This window comes from Glycomyces sambucus, from assembly GCF_900102815.1.
In the GTDB taxonomy this organism is placed as follows: Bacteria; Actinomycetota; Actinomycetes; order Mycobacteriales; family Micromonosporaceae; genus Glycomyces; species Glycomyces sambucus.
The window spans coordinates 51,959-67,071 of sequence record NZ_FNGF01000007.1 but is presented as its reverse complement, the minus strand read 5'-3'; the positions used below and the strand labels follow the sequence as shown (position 1 = coordinate 67,071).

Here is a 15,113-nt window from a genome sequence, read left to right as displayed (position 1 = left end):
GGACCAGGTGGTCCGCCCGGCCCCGCCGGGTGTTGAATCGAGTCTCACTTGCGGTTGTAGGCCCTGAGCGTCAGGAACCCGAACACCGCGATGAAGCCGGCCGACCAGATGAGGGTCGTCAGGATCCCCTCCGACGGGGACGTCCCGTCGAACAGGCCCCGCACGCCGTCGACCAGCTGGCTGATCGGCGTGTTCTCCACGACCGGCTGGAGCCAGCCCGGCATCGTCGAGGGGTCGACCATGATGTTCGACAGGAACGTCAGCGGGAACATGATCGACATCGAGATCGACATGACGGTCTTCTCCGACCGCGTGATGAGCCCCAGCCAGGTCCACACCCACGAGAACGCGAAGCAGAACACCAGCAGAAGCCCCACGCCCAGCAGCACGCCGACCGCGCCGCCCTCGGGCCGGTAGCCCATGACCATGCCGGTCCCGAACATGATCGCCCCGGCCGCCGCGTACCGGAACATGTCGGCCAGCAGGTACCCGACCATCGGCGCGGCCCGCCAGATCGGCAGCGTCCGGAACCGGTCCGACACGCCCTTGTTGATGTCGATGTTCACCGACATGCCGGTGTAGATCGTCGTCATCACGATGCTCATGACCATGATGCCCGGCAGCAGGAACTGCAGGTAGTCGCCCGTGCCGCCGGCGATGGCGCCGCCGAACAGGTAGGTGAACATGAGCAGCATGATGATCGGGAAGACCAGGATGTCGCCCAGCTGCTCGGGCACGTGCTTGATCTTCAGCATCGAGCGCCACGCGAAGGCCCGCGCCGACGCGAACGCGCTCGGCGGCGCCGGGCGCTCGCCCTGGTTCAGCAGCTTGCGGAGCCGTTCCTTCTCAACGGGCGCCGGCGCGTCCTGATCGGTACTCGTCTTGGTCTCGGTGAAAGCCATGATGGGTTCTTCCTCTTATCTCTCTCAGTCCACTGACTAGGCGTCGACGCGCTCGGTGAGGGCGAGGAAGACCTCGTCCAGGCTCGGCTGGCCGAGCGAGAAGTCGTCGACGAGGATGCCGGCCTTCGCCAGCTCGCTCAGCGCGTGCGCGCCCTGCACGGCGTTGTCCTGCCCGGGCAGCAGCCGCGCGGTGAGCGCCACGGGGTCGTCGTCGAGCTCGACCTCGGCGTTCAGCGCCCCGCTGAGGACGGTCCGCGCGTGGTCGCGCTGGTCGGTGTGGTGCAGCCGCAGCTTGATCGAGCCCGCGCCCACCGAGGACTTCAGCTGCCCCGGCGTGCCCTCGGCGATGACCTTCCCGGTGTCGATGACCGCGATGCGGCTCGCGAGCTGGTCGGCCTCCTCCAGGTACTGGGTCGTCAGCAGCACCGTGGTGCCCTCGCCGACGATCGTCCGGATGACCTCCCACACCTGGTTGCGGCTGCGCGGGTCCAGGCCCGTCGTCGGCTCGTCCAGGAACAGCAGCTTCGGCGTGATGATGATCGACGCGGCGATGTCGAGGCGGCGGCGCATCCCGCCCGAGTAGCTCTTCACCTGCTTCCCGGCCGCGTACGTGAGCCCGAACGCCTCCAGCAAGTTCTCGGCGCGCGAGCGCGCCGCGGGCTTCCCGAACCCGTACAGCCGCGACAGCAGGACCAGGTTCTCCGCGCCCGTCAGGTCCTCGTCCAGCGACGCGTACTGGCCCGTCAGGCTCACCTGGGTGCGCACCGCCGAGGGGTCGGCGACGATGTCGTTCCCGAACACCGTGGCGGTGCCCGCGTCCGGACGCAGCAGGGTGGCCAGCATCCGCACGGTCGTGGTCTTGCCCGCGCCGTTCGGCCCGAGCACCCCGTACACCGTCCCCGCCGGGACCTCCAGGTCCACGCCGTCGACGGCCTTGATCTCCTTGAAGTGCTTGACGAGCCCTTCGGCCCGGATCGCGGTCTCGCTTGCCATGTCGGCCTCCTGAGTGAATTACTGCCTTCACTCCAGAGGCGCTACACGCCCCGCCAGAGGCGCCGGGGCCCCGCTACATCCCGTGTAGCGGGGCCCCGATTCGCTTCTTCCCGCGTCAGTCCCGCAGGTGCTTGGGCCGCACGACCAGCCAGAACAGCAGCGCCGCCACACCGCAGCCGACCGCGATCGCCGCCGCAGTGGTGTTCCACACCCCCGGCAACTCCAGCTCGTAGAACCGCGCGAACGGCGGCACCGCCAGCACCAGCACGAACGCGCCCGCGCACACGCCGACCAGCAGGCCCTTCCACCACGTGTACGGCTTCGCCACGATCGCCAGCGCCGCCAGCGCCAGGCTGAACAGCGTGATCGCCGCCGTCGTCTGCGGCAGCGCCGAGTCGTAGCCGTCGTGCGCCAGCGCCGCCAGGTACACCGCGAACGTCGGCACCGCGCAGCAGATCCCCGCGGGGATCGCGAACTTGAGGACCCGCTTGACGAACCCGGGCCGGGCCCGGTCGAACGTCGGGGCCAGCGCGAGGAAGAACGCCGGGATGCCGATCGTGAACGCGTTGATGAGCGACTGGTGGATCGGCAGGAACGGGTACGGCAGCGGGTCGTTGCCCGCGAACCACGCGATCGAGGCGCCCACGGCGATGAACAGCGCCAGCGCGATCGCGTACACGGTCTTGGTGAGGAACAGGTTCGAGACCCGCCCGATGTTGCCCAGGACCCGGCGGCCCTCGGCGACCACGTGCGGGAGCGTCGCGAACTCGTCGTCCAGGAGCACGACCTGCGCCACCGACCGCGCCGCGGCCGAGCCCGAGCCCATCGCGATGCCGAGGTCGGCGTCCTTGAGCGCGAGGACGTCGTTGACGCCGTCGCCGGTCATCGCCACGGTGTGCCCGCGCGACTGGAGCGCCTTGACGAACGCCTGCTTCTGGTGCGGCTTGACGCGCCCGAAGATCGTGGCCCGCTCCAGCAGGTCCGCGAGCTCCTCGGGGTCCTCGGGCAGGCGCCGGGCGTCCACGGTGTCCGCGGCGCCCTCGACGCCGAGCTGCGCGGCGACCGCGCCCACGGCGGCGGGGGAGTCCCCGGAGATGATCTTGACGGCGACGCCCTGCTCCTTGAAGTAGGCGAGGGTCGCGGCCGCGGTGGAGCGCAGGCGCTGGCGCAGGATGACGAGGGCCTGGGCCTTGACGCCGGTCACCCCGCCGGTGGTGGAGGCAGACTCGGCGGTGACGAGCGCGAGGACCCGCAGGCCCTGGGCGGCGAGGACGTCGGCGTCCATGGCGACCGGGTCGCCGGTGCCGTCAGGAGCGCTGTCGAGGAGGACGTCGGGGGCGCCGAGGAGCCAGGTGCCGTGGTCGGTGAAGCGGGTGCCGCTCCACTTGCGCGCGGAGGAGAACGGCATGACGTCGATGACGCGCCAGCGCGGGTCGGCGACCTCTTTCTCCTGGAGGTGCGCGGCGACGGCCTGCATGGTCGGGTTGGGGCTGTCGTCGGCGGCGGCGAGGGCGGCGAGCGCCTCGAAGGCGGCGTCGGCCGCGGTGCCGTTGATGGGGCGGATCTCGTCGACGTCCATGCCGCCCTCGGTGAGGGTCCCGGTCTTGTCCAGGCACAGCACGTCGGTGCGGGCCAGGCCCTCGATCGCGGGGAGCTCCTGCACGAGGCACTTGCGGGCACCGAGGCGGACCACGCCGACGGCGAACGCGACGGAGGTGAGCAGCACCAGGCCCTCGGGGATCATCGGCACGATCCCGGCGACGGTGGAGACGATGATCTCGCGCCAGTTCTGGGCGTCCGCGGCCTGGCTGACGATGAGCAGGATCGCGATCGGCACGATGAGCCAGTTGATGAGCTTGATGAACCGGTTGATGCCCTCGCGCAGCTCGGAGCGGGCCAGCGTGAACTTGCTGGCCTCCTCGACGAGCTTGGCGGCGTAGGAGTCCGCGCCGATGTGCTCGGCCCGGAACAGGCCGGTGCCGGCGACGGCGAAGGAGCCGGAGCGCACTTCGTCCCCGGGGGCCTTCGCCACGGGGTCGGCCTCGCCGGTCAGCAGCGACTCGTCGATCTCCAGGTTCCGGGACTCCACCACGGGGCCGTCGACGACGACGCGGTCGCCGGGTTCGACGAACACGAGGTCGTCCTTGACGATGCGGTCGGGCGGGACCTCCTGGACCTCGCCGTCGCGCAGCACCTTGGCGTTGGCCTGGTTCATGAGCGAGAGCTTGTCGAGGGTGCGCTTGGCGCGCAGCTCCTGGATGGTGCCGATGAGGATGTTCGCGATGATGACCCCCGCGAACAGGCCCTGCTTCCAGCCGCCGAAGGTCACGGCGATGACGGCCAGGATGCCGATGACGGCGTTGAGCGGGGTGAACAGGTTGGCGCGCAGGATGGCGGAGAACGGGCGGCTCGTGCGGCGCTTGGCCTCGTTCACCGCTCCGGCCTCGACGCGCTCGGCGACCTCGGCGGCCGTCAGGCCGCGGTCGCCTGCCAGCATGGGTGTTGTCACGTCGACAGCTTATGCGACTCTCGCCGTCCTGTATCACCGCCGAAGGACCGAGACGGTGCGAATGCCCCTCGGCCGAAATGTGGAGGGCGACCGGCGCCTCCGCGCCCTCATCCGATTGCGGCGCCGCGGGGCCCGGCCCGTAGAATCCCTGATTATGGCCAATGTACTCACACCGCAGGGCGAGGACTTCCCTCGCTGGTACCAGGACGTCATCGCCAAGGCCCAGCTGGCCGAGAACGGGCCGGCGCGCGGCTCGCAGGTGATCCGACCGTCCGGGTTCTCCCTGTGGGAGCGCATGACGGCCGAGATGGACGCCCGCATCAAGGACACCGGGACCGAGAACGCGTCGTTCCCCCTGCTCATCCCCGAGTCGTACTTCACCCGCGAGGCCGACCACGTCGAGGGCTTCGCCCCCGAGCTGTGGATGGTCACCCACGGCGGCGGCAAGGAGCTCGAGGAGAAGCTGGCGATCCGGCCCACCTCCGAGACCGTCATCGGCGAGTACATGGCGAAGTGGGTCAACTCGTACCGCGACCTGCCCCTGCTGCTCAACCAGTGGTGCAACGTCATGCGCTACGAGCTGCGCACCCGCCTGTTCCTGCGCTCCTCGGAGTTCCTGTGGCAGGAGGGGCACACCGTCCACGAGTCCTATGAGGACGCGCACGCGTTCACGCTGCGCATCCTCCACGAGGTCTACGCCGACTTCATGGAGAACGTGCTCGCGCTGCCGGTGCTGCGCGGCATCAAGACCGAGGCCGAGCGCTTCGCCGGGGCCCTGAACACGTTCGCGGTCGAGTCGCTCATGCGCGACGGCAAGGCCCTCCAGATGGGCACCTCCCATGAGCTGGGCCAGAACTTCGCCAAGGCGTTCGACATCCAGTTCCAGGGCAAGGACGGCAAGCAGGCCCACGGCTGGACCACCTCCTGGGGCACCTCGACCCGCATGATCGGCGGGCTCATCATGGGCCACGGCGACGACGCGGGGCTGCGCGTGCCCCCGAACCTCGCGCCCGTCCAGGTCTGCGTCATGGTCGTCAAGGACACCGACGAGGTCCAGACCGCCGCGCGCAAGGTCCACGACGAGCTCAAGGGCGACGGCCTGCGCGTCAAGCTCGACCACCGCGGCGACGTGGCCTTCGGCCGCCGCGCCGTCGACGCCGAGCTCAAGGGCTACCCGGTCCGCATCGAGATCGGCCCCCGCGACCTCAAGAACGGCGAGGCCACCGTGGTCTCGCGCGTCGCCGGCACCAAGGAGACCGTCCCGCTCGGGATGCTCGCCGAGGCCGTCGCCGCCGCGCTCCAGGGCGCCCAGGACCAGCTGTGGAACGAGGCCCTGGAGTTCCGGGAGTCGCACACCGCCGACGCGGCCACCGTCGAGGAGGCCGTCGAGGCCGCCCAGACGGGGTACGCCCGCCTCCCGTGGGACGCCTGCGGCGTCGAAGGGGAGCGCAGGGCCGCCGAATCCTCGGTCACCGTGCGGGTCCTGCAACGCGAGGACGGCTCCGTACCGGACTCGCTGGATGAACCCGGTCTCATCGCCTACCTGGCGCGGTCGTACTGATCCGTCCGTAGGCTAGACTCGGTCGCTGTACATGAGCTTTGGGACGGGTGCCCTCTCAACAACCGTGACGCAAAGCCAGGTTTCAGCGCGACCGCGATCCGGAGTGATTCCCCTGGACAGCGGGCGTGCTGCGTGATCCTTATTACAGGAGTAACAAGAACGTGGCAGTGAAGATTCGCCTCACGCGTATGGGGAAGATCCGTACTCCCCAGTACCGCATCGTCATCGCCGACTCGCGGGTCAAGCGCGACGGCAAGGTCATTGAGAACGTCGGGATCTACCACCCGAAGGAGAACCCGTCCCGGATCGAGGTCAAGTCCGACCGCGTCCAGCACTGGCTCTCCGTGGGCGCCCAGCCGACCGACCAGGTCAAGGCGATCCTCCGCAAGACCGGCGACTGGCAGCGCTTCAAGGGCCTGCCCGAGCCGGGCCCGCTGAAGACCGCCGAGCCCAAGCCGGAGAAGGAGTCGCTGTACGTGGCGGCCCTCAAGGAGTCCGGTATCGACCCGTCGAAGGCCTACGTCTCGGACGACGCCGTCAAGGCCGCCGACACGAAGCCCGCGACGAAGTCGAAGAAGTCCGCCGAGAAGGCCGACGAGTCCGCTAAGACTGAAGAGGTCAAGGCGGAGGCCACTGAGGCTTCCGACGAAAAAGGGGAGTAGACCGTGCTGCGACCAGCGCTTGAACACCTTGTGAAAGGCATCGTCGATCACCCTGACGATGTCCGTGTCCGTCTGGTCGACTCGCGTCGCGGCAAGCGCCTGGAAGTCCGGGTCAACCCGGACGACCTGGGCACGGTGATCGGCCGCGGCGGCCGCACCGTCAACGCGCTGCGGCAGGTCATCGGCTCGATCGGCGGGCGCGGCATCCGCGTCGAGGTCGTCGATTCCTACTGAGTCCTGATGCGACAGCCCCGAGGTCCGCCTCGGGGCTGTCGTGCTGCAAGGAGAGGAACGCAATGGCAGAGGTCGTGGTCGGCCGGATCGTGCGCCCCCACGGGCTGCGCGGCGAGCTGATCGTCGAGGTCCGCACCGACGATCCCGAGGCCCGGTTCCAGCCCGGCGTCGTGTACGCCACGAAGAACGGGCCGCTCAAGGCCCTCACGGTGCGCTGGCACCAGGGCCGGCCGATGGTCGGCTTCGACGGCGTGCCCGGCCGCACCGAGGCCGAACTCCTGCGCGGCGTGCTCCTGTCGGTCGACGTCGACGAGGACGACCTCGGCGACGACGAGTTCCGCGACGACGACCTGGAGGGTCTGGCGGTCGTGGACGCCGACGGCACCGCGATCGGCACCGTCGCCCGCGTCGAGCACGGCGCGGGCCACGAGACCCTCGTGGTCCGGCGCCAGGGCACCCACCCCGCGCGCATCCCGTTCGTGGCCGAGATGGTCACCGAGATCGACTTCGAGGCCGAGGTCATCACCGTCGACCTGCCCCCGGGCCTGCTGGAGCTGTAGTGAAGATCGACGTCGTCACCGTCTTCCCCGAGTACCTCTCGCCCCTGGACCTCTCGCTCATCGGGCGCGCCCGCCAGCGGGGCCTCATCGACCTCGACGTGCACGACCTCCGCCGCTGGACCCACGACGTCCACCACTCGGTGGACGGCGCCCCCGCGGGCGGCGGGGCCGGCATGGTCATGAAGCCTCAGCCGTGGGGCGAATGCCTCGACGAACTGGTCTTCCAACGGCAGGGTCCCGGCGAGGAGAAGCCGCGCCTGCTCGTCACCAGCCCGGCCGGGCGGCCCTTCACCCAGGCGATGGCGCACGAGCTCGCGGCCGAGCCGTGGCTCATGTTCGCGTGCGGCCGCTACGAGGGCATCGACCAGCGCGTGGTCGACCACGCGTCCCAGGCGATGGAGGTCACCGAGGTCTCCATCGGCGACTACGTGCTCTTCGGCGGCGAGGTCGCGGTCCTGGCGATCGTCGAGGCCGTGGCCCGGCTCGTGCCGGGCGTCCTCGGCAACGCCGCCTCGCTCGACGACGAGTCGCACAACGCCGGCCTCCTGGAGGCCCCCGCGTACACGCGGCCCGCCGAGTGGCGCGGCCTGGAGATCCCGCCGGTGCTCCTGTCGGGCGACCACGGGAAGGTCGACCGGTGGCGGCGTGAGCAGGCGCTCCTGCGCACCGCGGCGGCCCGCCCGGATTTGCTGGCGCGGCTGGAGGCGGGTAGCCTCGATGAACGTGACCGGCTCCTCCTCGAAGGAGCCGGGTTCGCCGCGCCTTCGCAGGGTGTGGCAGAGTAAGACGGTTCCCCGCGACGTCCCGCCCGTTCAAGCGGTACCTCTCCCGGTCCGGAGCCACGAACTTCTTCATCAACGAGGGTTGAAACCAATGAACATTCTGGATGAGCTGAACGCCGCCTCCATGCGCGCCGACGTGCCGGACTTCCGTCCCGGCGACACCGTCAAGGTGAACGTCCGGATCCAGGAAGGCAACCGGTCCCGTGTCCAGGTGTTCCAGGGTGTCGTGATCCGCCGCCACGGCGGCGGTCTGGGCGAGACCTTCACGGTCCGCAAGATCAGCTACGGCATCGGCGTCGAGCGCACCTTCCCGGTCCACGGCCCCATGGTCGACTCGATCGAGATCGCCATGCGAGGCAAGGTCCGCCGCGCGAAGCTGTACTACCTGCGCGACCGCAAGGGCAAGGCCGCGACGAAGATCAAGGAGCGCCGCGAGCTCTAGGGCCGCGCCGCGACAGCGACTTCCGCAGACCCCGGGCATCCGCCCGGGGTTTTTCGCTGCGCGCCCTTTTCCGCTACCCTCACCTCATGAGTCCCGGTTCCTCCGACGGGGCGAAGGGCCCCCGCCGCATCGAATGGAGCCGACTCCCCGGTGCCGGTGAGCCCGGCGCCCCGCCGCCCCCCGGCGCGAAGCGCCCCGGCCGCCTCCCCGACGGCCCCGTCGCCGGCGGCCGCGGTCCCGGCATCCCCGACTCCGGCGGTCGCGACTCAGGCGGTCGCACGTCCGGTGGCCGCACGTCCGGTGGCCGCATTTCCGGTAGCCCTGTCGCCGGCCGCCCTCCCGCCGACGTCCAGCGCCGCAGGCTCTCCGAGGGCCCGACCGGCGCCCGGGACCGCGTCGCCGCGTCCCACGACCGGGTGAGCGCCGCGCACGACCGGGTGAAGCCCGCCCGAGGCGGCGCCGACGACAAGCCCAAGAAGGAGGCCGAGAGCCGCCTCTCGCAGCCCCACAAGCGCCAGTACCTGTCGCTGTGGATCGAGCTGCCGCTGCTCCTGGTCGTGGCATTCTCCGCCGCGGTCCTGCTGCGCACGTTCGCCGTGCAGCCCTTCTACATCCCCTCCGGCTCGATGGAGCAGACCCTCCAGGAGGGCGACAAGGTCCTCGTCCTCAAGCTCACCACCACCATGCGCACGCCCCAGCGCGGCGAGGTCGTGGTCTTCCGCGGCACCGACTCCTGGGACCCCGAGTACCGGCCCGCGGGCGGCTCCGACTCGGTCCTGTCCGACGTCACCACCGCCGTCCTCGACCTCATCGGCCTCGCCGAGCCCGACGAGAAGGACTTCATCAAGCGCGTCATCGCCGTCGGCGGCGACACCGTCATGTGCTGCGACGCCGACGGGAACGTGGTCGTCAACGGCGTCGCGCTCCACGAGGACGAGTACGTGTACGACAACGCGCCCGTCGAACCCGAGCCCGGCACCTGCCACTCGCGCCGCTTCGACCAGGTCACCGTCCCCGAGGGCGAGGTGTGGGTGATGGGGGACCACCGGGGCAACTCCAAGGACTCCCGCTGCCAGGGCCCGGTCCCGGTCGAGAACATCATCGGCCGCGCCATCGCCCTGGTGTGGCCCACCGACCGGGCCACCGAACTGGAGATCCCCGGCGCCTTCGACGCGCTCGACGGGACCACCGGATCCGAAGGGAGCCAGTCGGCCTCGGGCACCGCCGGCGACGGCCTCCCCGCCGCGCAGGGCACCTCGTGGGACCCACCGCCTTCGTTGCCCGCCACCGCGACCACCGCCCCTGCCGCCGGAGCGCGAGCGCGTAGACTCGCACCGTGATCGAAGAAGGGCAGGCGCCCGGCGCCGACGGCGAGGGCGCCGAGGAGACCCCCGACAAGCAGGAGCCCCAGAAGAAGGGGTCGTTCTGGAAGGAACTCCCCATCCTCCTGGGCGTCGCCATCCTGGTGGCGATCGTGGTGCGGACCTGGGTCGTCCAGACCTACTACATCCCCTCGGGGTCGATGGAGAACACCCTCCAGATCAACGACCGGGTCCTCGTCAACAAGCTCGTCTACGACTTCTCCGAACCCGAGCGCGGCGACATCATCGTCTTCACCGCGCCCGAGTCGTGGCGGTCGGTCATGGAGGAGGACGAGTTCATCAAGCGGGTCATCGCCGTCGGCGGCGACCACGTCGTCTGCTGCGACGACCAGGGGCGCATCACCGTCAACGGGGTCGCCCTCGACGAGGACGGGTACCTGTTCACCAACCCGCTCACCGGCGAGCAGGACAAGCCCTCGCAGGACCCGTTCGACGTGATCGTCCCCGAGGGCCGCCTGTGGGTCATGGGCGACCACCGCTCGGCCTCGGGCGACTCGCGCGAGCGGTTCATCCGCACCGGCGGGAACGTCGAGGCGTCCACGATCGAGGTCGACGCCGTCATCGGCAAGGCGTTCGTCCTGTTCTGGCCCTTCAACGACTTCACCTGGTTCTCGGTCCCCGAGACCTTCGACGACGTCCCGGAGCCCTCCTGACCGTGCTGCGGCCGACCCCTTCCCGCATGCGGCGCGACGGCGACCTGTACGCGCTGGAGGCGGCGCTCGCCCGGCGGGGCCTCGGCCCGGTCGCCGGCGCCGACGAGGCCGGCCGCGGCGCGTGCGCCGGGCCCCTCGTGGTCGCGGCGGTGATCCTGCCGCCGAGCGCGCGACTCGAGGAGCTGAACGACTCCAAGCTCCTCACCGAGGCCGCGCGCGAGCGGGTCTTCGAGCGGCTGCGCCGCTCCCGGGCCCTGGTCTCGGTCGTCAGCTACGGCCCGCGCGAGATCGACCGGCGCGGGATCGCGGTGTGCAACCTCGAAGGGATGCGGGTGGCCGTCGCGCGGCTGCCCGAGCGGCCCGGCTACACGCTCACCGACGGGTTCCCGGTCCCGGGCCTGCCCGGGAGCCTCGGGGTCGTCAAGGGCGACCGCACGGCCGCCTGCGTGGCCGCGGCGGGCGTGGTCGCCAAGGTGACCCGGGACCGCATCATGGCCGAACTCGACGGCGGGCACCCCGATTACGGGTTCGCCGTCCACAAGGGATACAGCACGGCGGCGCACGAGGCGGCGCTGCGCCGCTGGGGGCCGTGCGAGCAGCACCGGCTCTCGTACGCCAACGTCGCCGCCGCGGCAGTACCCGCAGCCGTCTGAACCGGGCGGACCGGGTCCGCCCGGCGTGAATCCGGGGCGGGCAAGGCAAGCCGCGTCCGCGGCGGGGCATGCGCGCACTATCGTGGTTACCGTCGCATGAGAAGGAGGAGCGTTGAGCGCCGAGGACCTCGAGAAGTACGAGACCGACATGGAGCTGCAGCTGTACCGGGAGTACCGGGACATCGTGCGGCAGTTCACCTACGTCGTCGAGACCGAGCGGCGGTTCTACCTGGCCAACGCGGTGGAGGTCCACGTGCGGGGAGCCGAGGCCGAGACCTACTTCGAGGTCGAGATGAGCGACGCGTGGGTCTGGGACATGTACCGCCCCGCCCGCTTCGTCAAGCACGTCCGCGTCCTGACGTTCAAGGACGTCAACGTCGAAGAACTCGACAAGCCCGACATGACCCTTCCGTAGCGGGGGCCGCGCCCGAGCACGGGGTGGTCCGCCCGACCCGCCGGTACCATTGGCCCGGTGTCCACACTCCGTGACGTGATCAGCGCGCACACCGACCTGACGTCGAACTCCGCGGCCCACCTCCAGCGGCTCGTCGCCGAATGGCAGCTCCTCGCCGACCTCTCCTTCGCCGACTTCCTCCTCTGGGGCGCCGTCAAGGACCACCCGGGCCGGTACGTGTGCCTCGCCCAGGTCCGGCCCACGACCGGTCCCACCGCCTACGAGGAGGACCAGGTCGGCCGCATCCTCGAGGGCGAGGACGCGAAGCACCTGAGCGTCGCCTACACCGAGGGCCGGATCTTCCGCGAGGGCGACCCGGTCTGGCGCGGCGACGTCGCCGCCCGCCACGAGGCCATCCCGGTGCGCCGCCGCGACCGCAGCCAGGTCATCGCCGTCGCCGCCCGCGACACCAACCTCTCGGACACCCGCAGCCCCTCCCACCTGGAGCTCAACTACCTCAAGACTGCCGACTACCTGGTGCAGATGCTCACCGACGGCGGCTTCCCGCCCCCGCTGCTGCCCGGCGAGCCGACCACCGCGCCGCGCATCGGCGACGGCCTGGTCCGCATCGGCGCCGACGGCCTCGTCCGCTACGCCTCCCCGAACGCCCTCTCCGCCTACCGGCGCATGGGCGTCACCGGGCACCTGCGCGACCGCGACCTCGCCGAGCTCACCCGCAGCCTCCCCTCCAGCCCCGACGTCGGCGCCGACGCGGCCCGCCGCATCGCCGACGCGCTGGCCGGAGGCACCCCGCGCCGCAAGGAGATCGAGGCGAAGGGCGCCACGGTCCTCATGCGCGCCCTGCCGCTGCGCCCGGGCGGCAAGGCCGCCGGCGCGCTCGTGCTCGTCCGCGACATCACCGAGGTGCGCCGGCTCGACCGCGAGCTGGTGACCAAGGACGCGACGATCCGCGAGATCCACCACCGCGTCAAGAACAACCTCCAGACCGTGGCCGCGCTCCTGCGCCTCCAGGCCCGGCGCGTCGGCTCCCCGCAGGCCCGGTTGTCGCTGGAGGAGTCGGTGCGCCGCGTCGCCTCGATCGCGCTCGTCCACGAGACGCTGTCGCAGTCGAGCGACGAGTCCGTGGGCTTCGACCAGATCGTCGACCGGGTCGCCTCGATGGCCGTCGAGGTCTCCGTGGCCGAGTCCAAGGTGACGCTGCGCCGCGAGGGCACTTTCGGGGTCCTGCCTTCGGAGTACGCGACCCCGCTGGTCATGGTCGTCAACGAGCTCATCCAGAACGCGGTCGAGCACGCCTACCCGCCCGGCCAGGAGGGCGAGGTCGTCATCGGCGTCGAGCGCGACGGCGACCACTTCCGCGTCACCGTCTCCGACCACGGCAAGGGCCTGCCCGAGGGCTTCCGCATCGCCGACTCCACCCGGCTGGGGCTCCAGATCGTCCACACGCTCGTCACCGGGGAGCTGCGCGGCACGATCGACATGCGCCCGCGCGCCGAGGGCGGCACGGAGGCCGTCGTCGACTTCGCGCTCCAGTGACCCCGTCCGGCGCACGGGAGCGGGATCGCGCGCCGTTCTCCACCGGAACGCCCTCCGGAACTGCTACAACAGTCGCAGTATCGTCTGCTGTGGACCGGAGGACGCCATGCCCGCGACCCGAACCGCCGCCCTGCGCGCCACCGTGGCCGCCGCCGCGGTCTTGGTCGCCGGCGCCGCGTACGCGCTCGTCCTCCCCGGCGCCCTCGCGGCGCCGCTGCCCGGCGACCTCGGCCCCTGCGCGGGCCCCGACTGCCCGGACGAGTACCCCGACGACAACAACAACGGCGGGATCATCGGCTTCGACGACTCGGTGAACGTCTTCGTCGGCGGGTACTTCCACGTGCGCGGCTCGGCCGCGGAATCGGAGGGCCGCAACGTGGTCCTCGGCGACTTCGACCAGAACAAGTCCTCCGGCGGCGCCGTCTACAACGTCGGCATCGCGGGCGTCGGCTCGCGCGTGCCCCCGCCGGACGGCTCCGACTACCTCGTCACCGGCGGCGACCTCACCGTCGCCACTGAGCAGCGGCTCCTCGCCGAGGAGGGCGCCCACGCGGGCGTCGTGCGTGTCGGCGGCACCGCCACCGGGGAGGTGAACCCCGACGCGGTCCTCGACCCCGCCGCGATCGACGAGTACACGCACCTGCGCGACGACCTGTCCGAGGCGAGCCACTGCTACGCCTACCCCGAGGACGGCGTGCGGCGCACGACCACCGGCACCGTCGTGAACGCCGGCTTCGAGACCGTGTTCACCGGCGACGGCACCTCCGCGCTCCAGGTCTTCGCCGTCGACGCCGACCTGGTCTCGGGCACCGGCGGCCAGCAGTCGCTGCGCTTTGCGGGCATCCCCGCGGGCGCCACGATCCTCGTCAACCTGTACGGCGACGCCCGGACCCTGAACGTCAACTCCGGACCGCAGGCCGAGTTCCGCCCGCGCCTGCTGTGGAACTTCCCCGACGCCGCCGAGGTGAACCTGCGCGGCACCACCCAGTTCCAGGGCTCGGTGCTCGCCGGGGAGCAGTCGAGCACGACCGAGGTCACCATGTCCGGCACGAACGGGCGCATGTACCTCACCGGGAACCTCGTCCACGGCTCCAGCGGTCAGGGCGGCTCCGGCCAGGAGGTGCACGCCTACCCGTTCGAGGGCGACCTGCCCGAGTGCGAGGACGTCGACCCCTCCACGGTCCCGATCAACAGCACCGACGTCCCGACCACCGACGACGCCACCACGGACGGCCCCACGACCGACGAGCCGACGACGGACGAGCCCACGGACTCGCCCACGACCGACGGTCCGACCACCGACGGGCCGACCACTGACAAGCCGACCAGCGACGAGCCCACCTCCGGCGGCCCCACGACGACCGGCCCGTCCGGTTCGGCCGCCACCACCGAGCCCGCCGCACCCGTCGACGGCGGCGGCCCCGGCGGCCTCGCCGCCACGGGCGAGCGCCTGGCCCTGCCGCTGGGCATCGGCGCGGCCCTCGCCGCGGTCGGCGCCATCGCCGCCTTCGCCGCGAGCCGGCGCGCCGCCGAGGAGTGACCGGCGACGTGCACGGCACGTAACAAACGTCCCGCACACCGGTACGGCCGGGCCCCGCGACCGCGGGCCCGGCCGTACGCGTGTCACCTTCATGTGACCTGCTGTCCAGGGAGCGGGACGAGCGGTGCGCGCACCCGGAACGTGTGTCATGCTTGCTGGCATGTCTCGCGCACACGGGCTCCGACTGGTGGCACGCCGCCACGTCGACCTCTGCCGTGTGTACAGCGCCATGTGTCTCATGTGCGCTTAATTCGCTTCAGGCTTTTCGCCGTCGAATTCCACGCCACAC

General features: G+C 71.1%; 16 protein-coding genes. 13 read left to right on the top strand and 3 right to left on the bottom strand.

Translation table 11 applies throughout. From position 1 onward, the window contains the following. Window positions 1-44: 44 nt before the first annotated feature. The 3 genes from BLS99_RS20575 to BLS99_RS20565 form a co-directional block, all read right to left on the bottom strand. The gene (locus BLS99_RS20575; protein WP_091053611.1) at window positions 45-902 is read right to left on the bottom strand and encodes an ABC transporter permease; all 858 of its coding nucleotides are present in this window, start codon (window positions 900-902) and stop codon (window positions 45-47) included. A gap of 36 nt (window positions 903-938) precedes the next feature. Continuing rightward, window positions 939-1,895, bottom strand: a complete 957-nt coding sequence (locus tag BLS99_RS20570; protein WP_091053610.1) for an ATP-binding cassette domain-containing protein — start codon at window positions 1,893-1,895, stop codon at window positions 939-941. 115 nt (window positions 1,896-2,010) lie between these two features. Continuing rightward, complete coding sequence (locus tag BLS99_RS20565) at window positions 2,011-4,404, bottom strand: HAD-IC family P-type ATPase (protein WP_218126760.1); 2,394 nt, start codon at window positions 4,402-4,404, stop codon at window positions 2,011-2,013. Between the two features lie 154 nt (window positions 4,405-4,558). Here BLS99_RS20565 and proS point away from each other — a divergent pair, with 154 nt between their 5' ends. The 13 genes from proS to BLS99_RS27815 all read left to right on the top strand — a co-directional run bounded on the left by proS (window position 4,559) and on the right by BLS99_RS27815 (window position 15,074). Then, window positions 4,559-5,965 carry a proline--tRNA ligase gene (gene proS, locus BLS99_RS20560; RefSeq protein ID WP_091053608.1) on the top strand — a complete coding sequence of 469 codons (1,407 nt, stop codon included), beginning with the start codon at window positions 4,559-4,561 and terminating at the stop codon, window positions 5,963-5,965. A 161-nt stretch (window positions 5,966-6,126) separates the two neighbouring features. Then, window positions 6,127-6,627: a 30S ribosomal protein S16 gene (gene rpsP, locus BLS99_RS20555; RefSeq protein ID WP_091053607.1), complete on the top strand. Its 501-nt coding sequence runs from the start codon at window positions 6,127-6,129 to the stop codon at window positions 6,625-6,627. Between the two features lie 3 nt (window positions 6,628-6,630). Then, window positions 6,631-6,861 (top strand): RNA-binding protein, encoded by a 231-nt coding sequence (locus tag BLS99_RS20550; RefSeq protein WP_026922808.1) that lies wholly within the window; start codon window positions 6,631-6,633, stop codon window positions 6,859-6,861. A gap of 62 nt (window positions 6,862-6,923) precedes the next feature. Beyond that, window positions 6,924-7,421 carry a ribosome maturation factor RimM gene (rimM, locus tag BLS99_RS20545; protein WP_091053606.1) on the top strand — a complete coding sequence of 166 codons (498 nt, stop codon included), beginning with the start codon at window positions 6,924-6,926 and terminating at the stop codon, window positions 7,419-7,421. Beyond that, window positions 7,421-8,206, top strand: a complete 786-nt coding sequence (trmD, locus tag BLS99_RS20540) for a tRNA (guanosine(37)-N1)-methyltransferase TrmD (protein WP_091053605.1) — start codon at window positions 7,421-7,423, stop codon at window positions 8,204-8,206. The genes rimM and trmD overlap by 1 nt, the downstream gene beginning before the upstream one ends. A gap of 88 nt (window positions 8,207-8,294) precedes the next feature. Continuing rightward, the gene (gene rplS, locus BLS99_RS20535; protein WP_091053604.1) at window positions 8,295-8,645 is read left to right on the top strand and encodes a 50S ribosomal protein L19; all 351 of its coding nucleotides are present in this window, start codon (window positions 8,295-8,297) and stop codon (window positions 8,643-8,645) included. Window positions 8,646-8,731: 86 nt separating this feature from the next. Continuing rightward, a complete protein-coding gene (gene lepB, locus BLS99_RS20530; RefSeq protein ID WP_218126759.1) occupies window positions 8,732-9,985 on the top strand; it encodes a signal peptidase I in 1,254 nt (417 codons plus the stop codon). Next, window positions 9,982-10,680, top strand: coding sequence for a signal peptidase I (gene lepB, locus BLS99_RS20525; RefSeq protein ID WP_245712344.1), 699 nt, complete (start codon window positions 9,982-9,984; stop codon window positions 10,678-10,680). The genes lepB (BLS99_RS20530) and lepB (BLS99_RS20525) overlap by 4 nt, the downstream gene beginning before the upstream one ends. 26 nt (window positions 10,681-10,706) lie before the next feature. Next, a complete protein-coding gene (locus BLS99_RS20520) occupies window positions 10,707-11,333 on the top strand; it encodes a ribonuclease HII (protein WP_091053829.1) in 627 nt (208 codons plus the stop codon). Window positions 11,334-11,445: 112 nt separating this feature from the next. Further along, a complete protein-coding gene (locus BLS99_RS20515) occupies window positions 11,446-11,748 on the top strand; it encodes a DUF2469 domain-containing protein (RefSeq protein ID WP_091053602.1) in 303 nt (100 codons plus the stop codon). A gap of 57 nt (window positions 11,749-11,805) precedes the next feature. Further along, window positions 11,806-13,284: a sensor histidine kinase gene (locus BLS99_RS20510; protein ID WP_091053601.1), complete on the top strand. Its 1,479-nt coding sequence runs from the start codon at window positions 11,806-11,808 to the stop codon at window positions 13,282-13,284. A 106-nt stretch (window positions 13,285-13,390) separates the two neighbouring features. Beyond that, complete coding sequence (locus tag BLS99_RS20505; RefSeq protein WP_091053600.1) at window positions 13,391-14,824, top strand: choice-of-anchor A family protein; 1,434 nt, start codon at window positions 13,391-13,393, stop codon at window positions 14,822-14,824. Window positions 14,825-14,972: 148 nt separating this feature from the next. Further along, window positions 14,973-15,074 (top strand): putative leader peptide, encoded by a 102-nt coding sequence (locus BLS99_RS27815; RefSeq protein ID WP_408612230.1) that lies wholly within the window; start codon window positions 14,973-14,975, stop codon window positions 15,072-15,074. Window positions 15,075-15,113 lie beyond the last annotated feature (39 nt).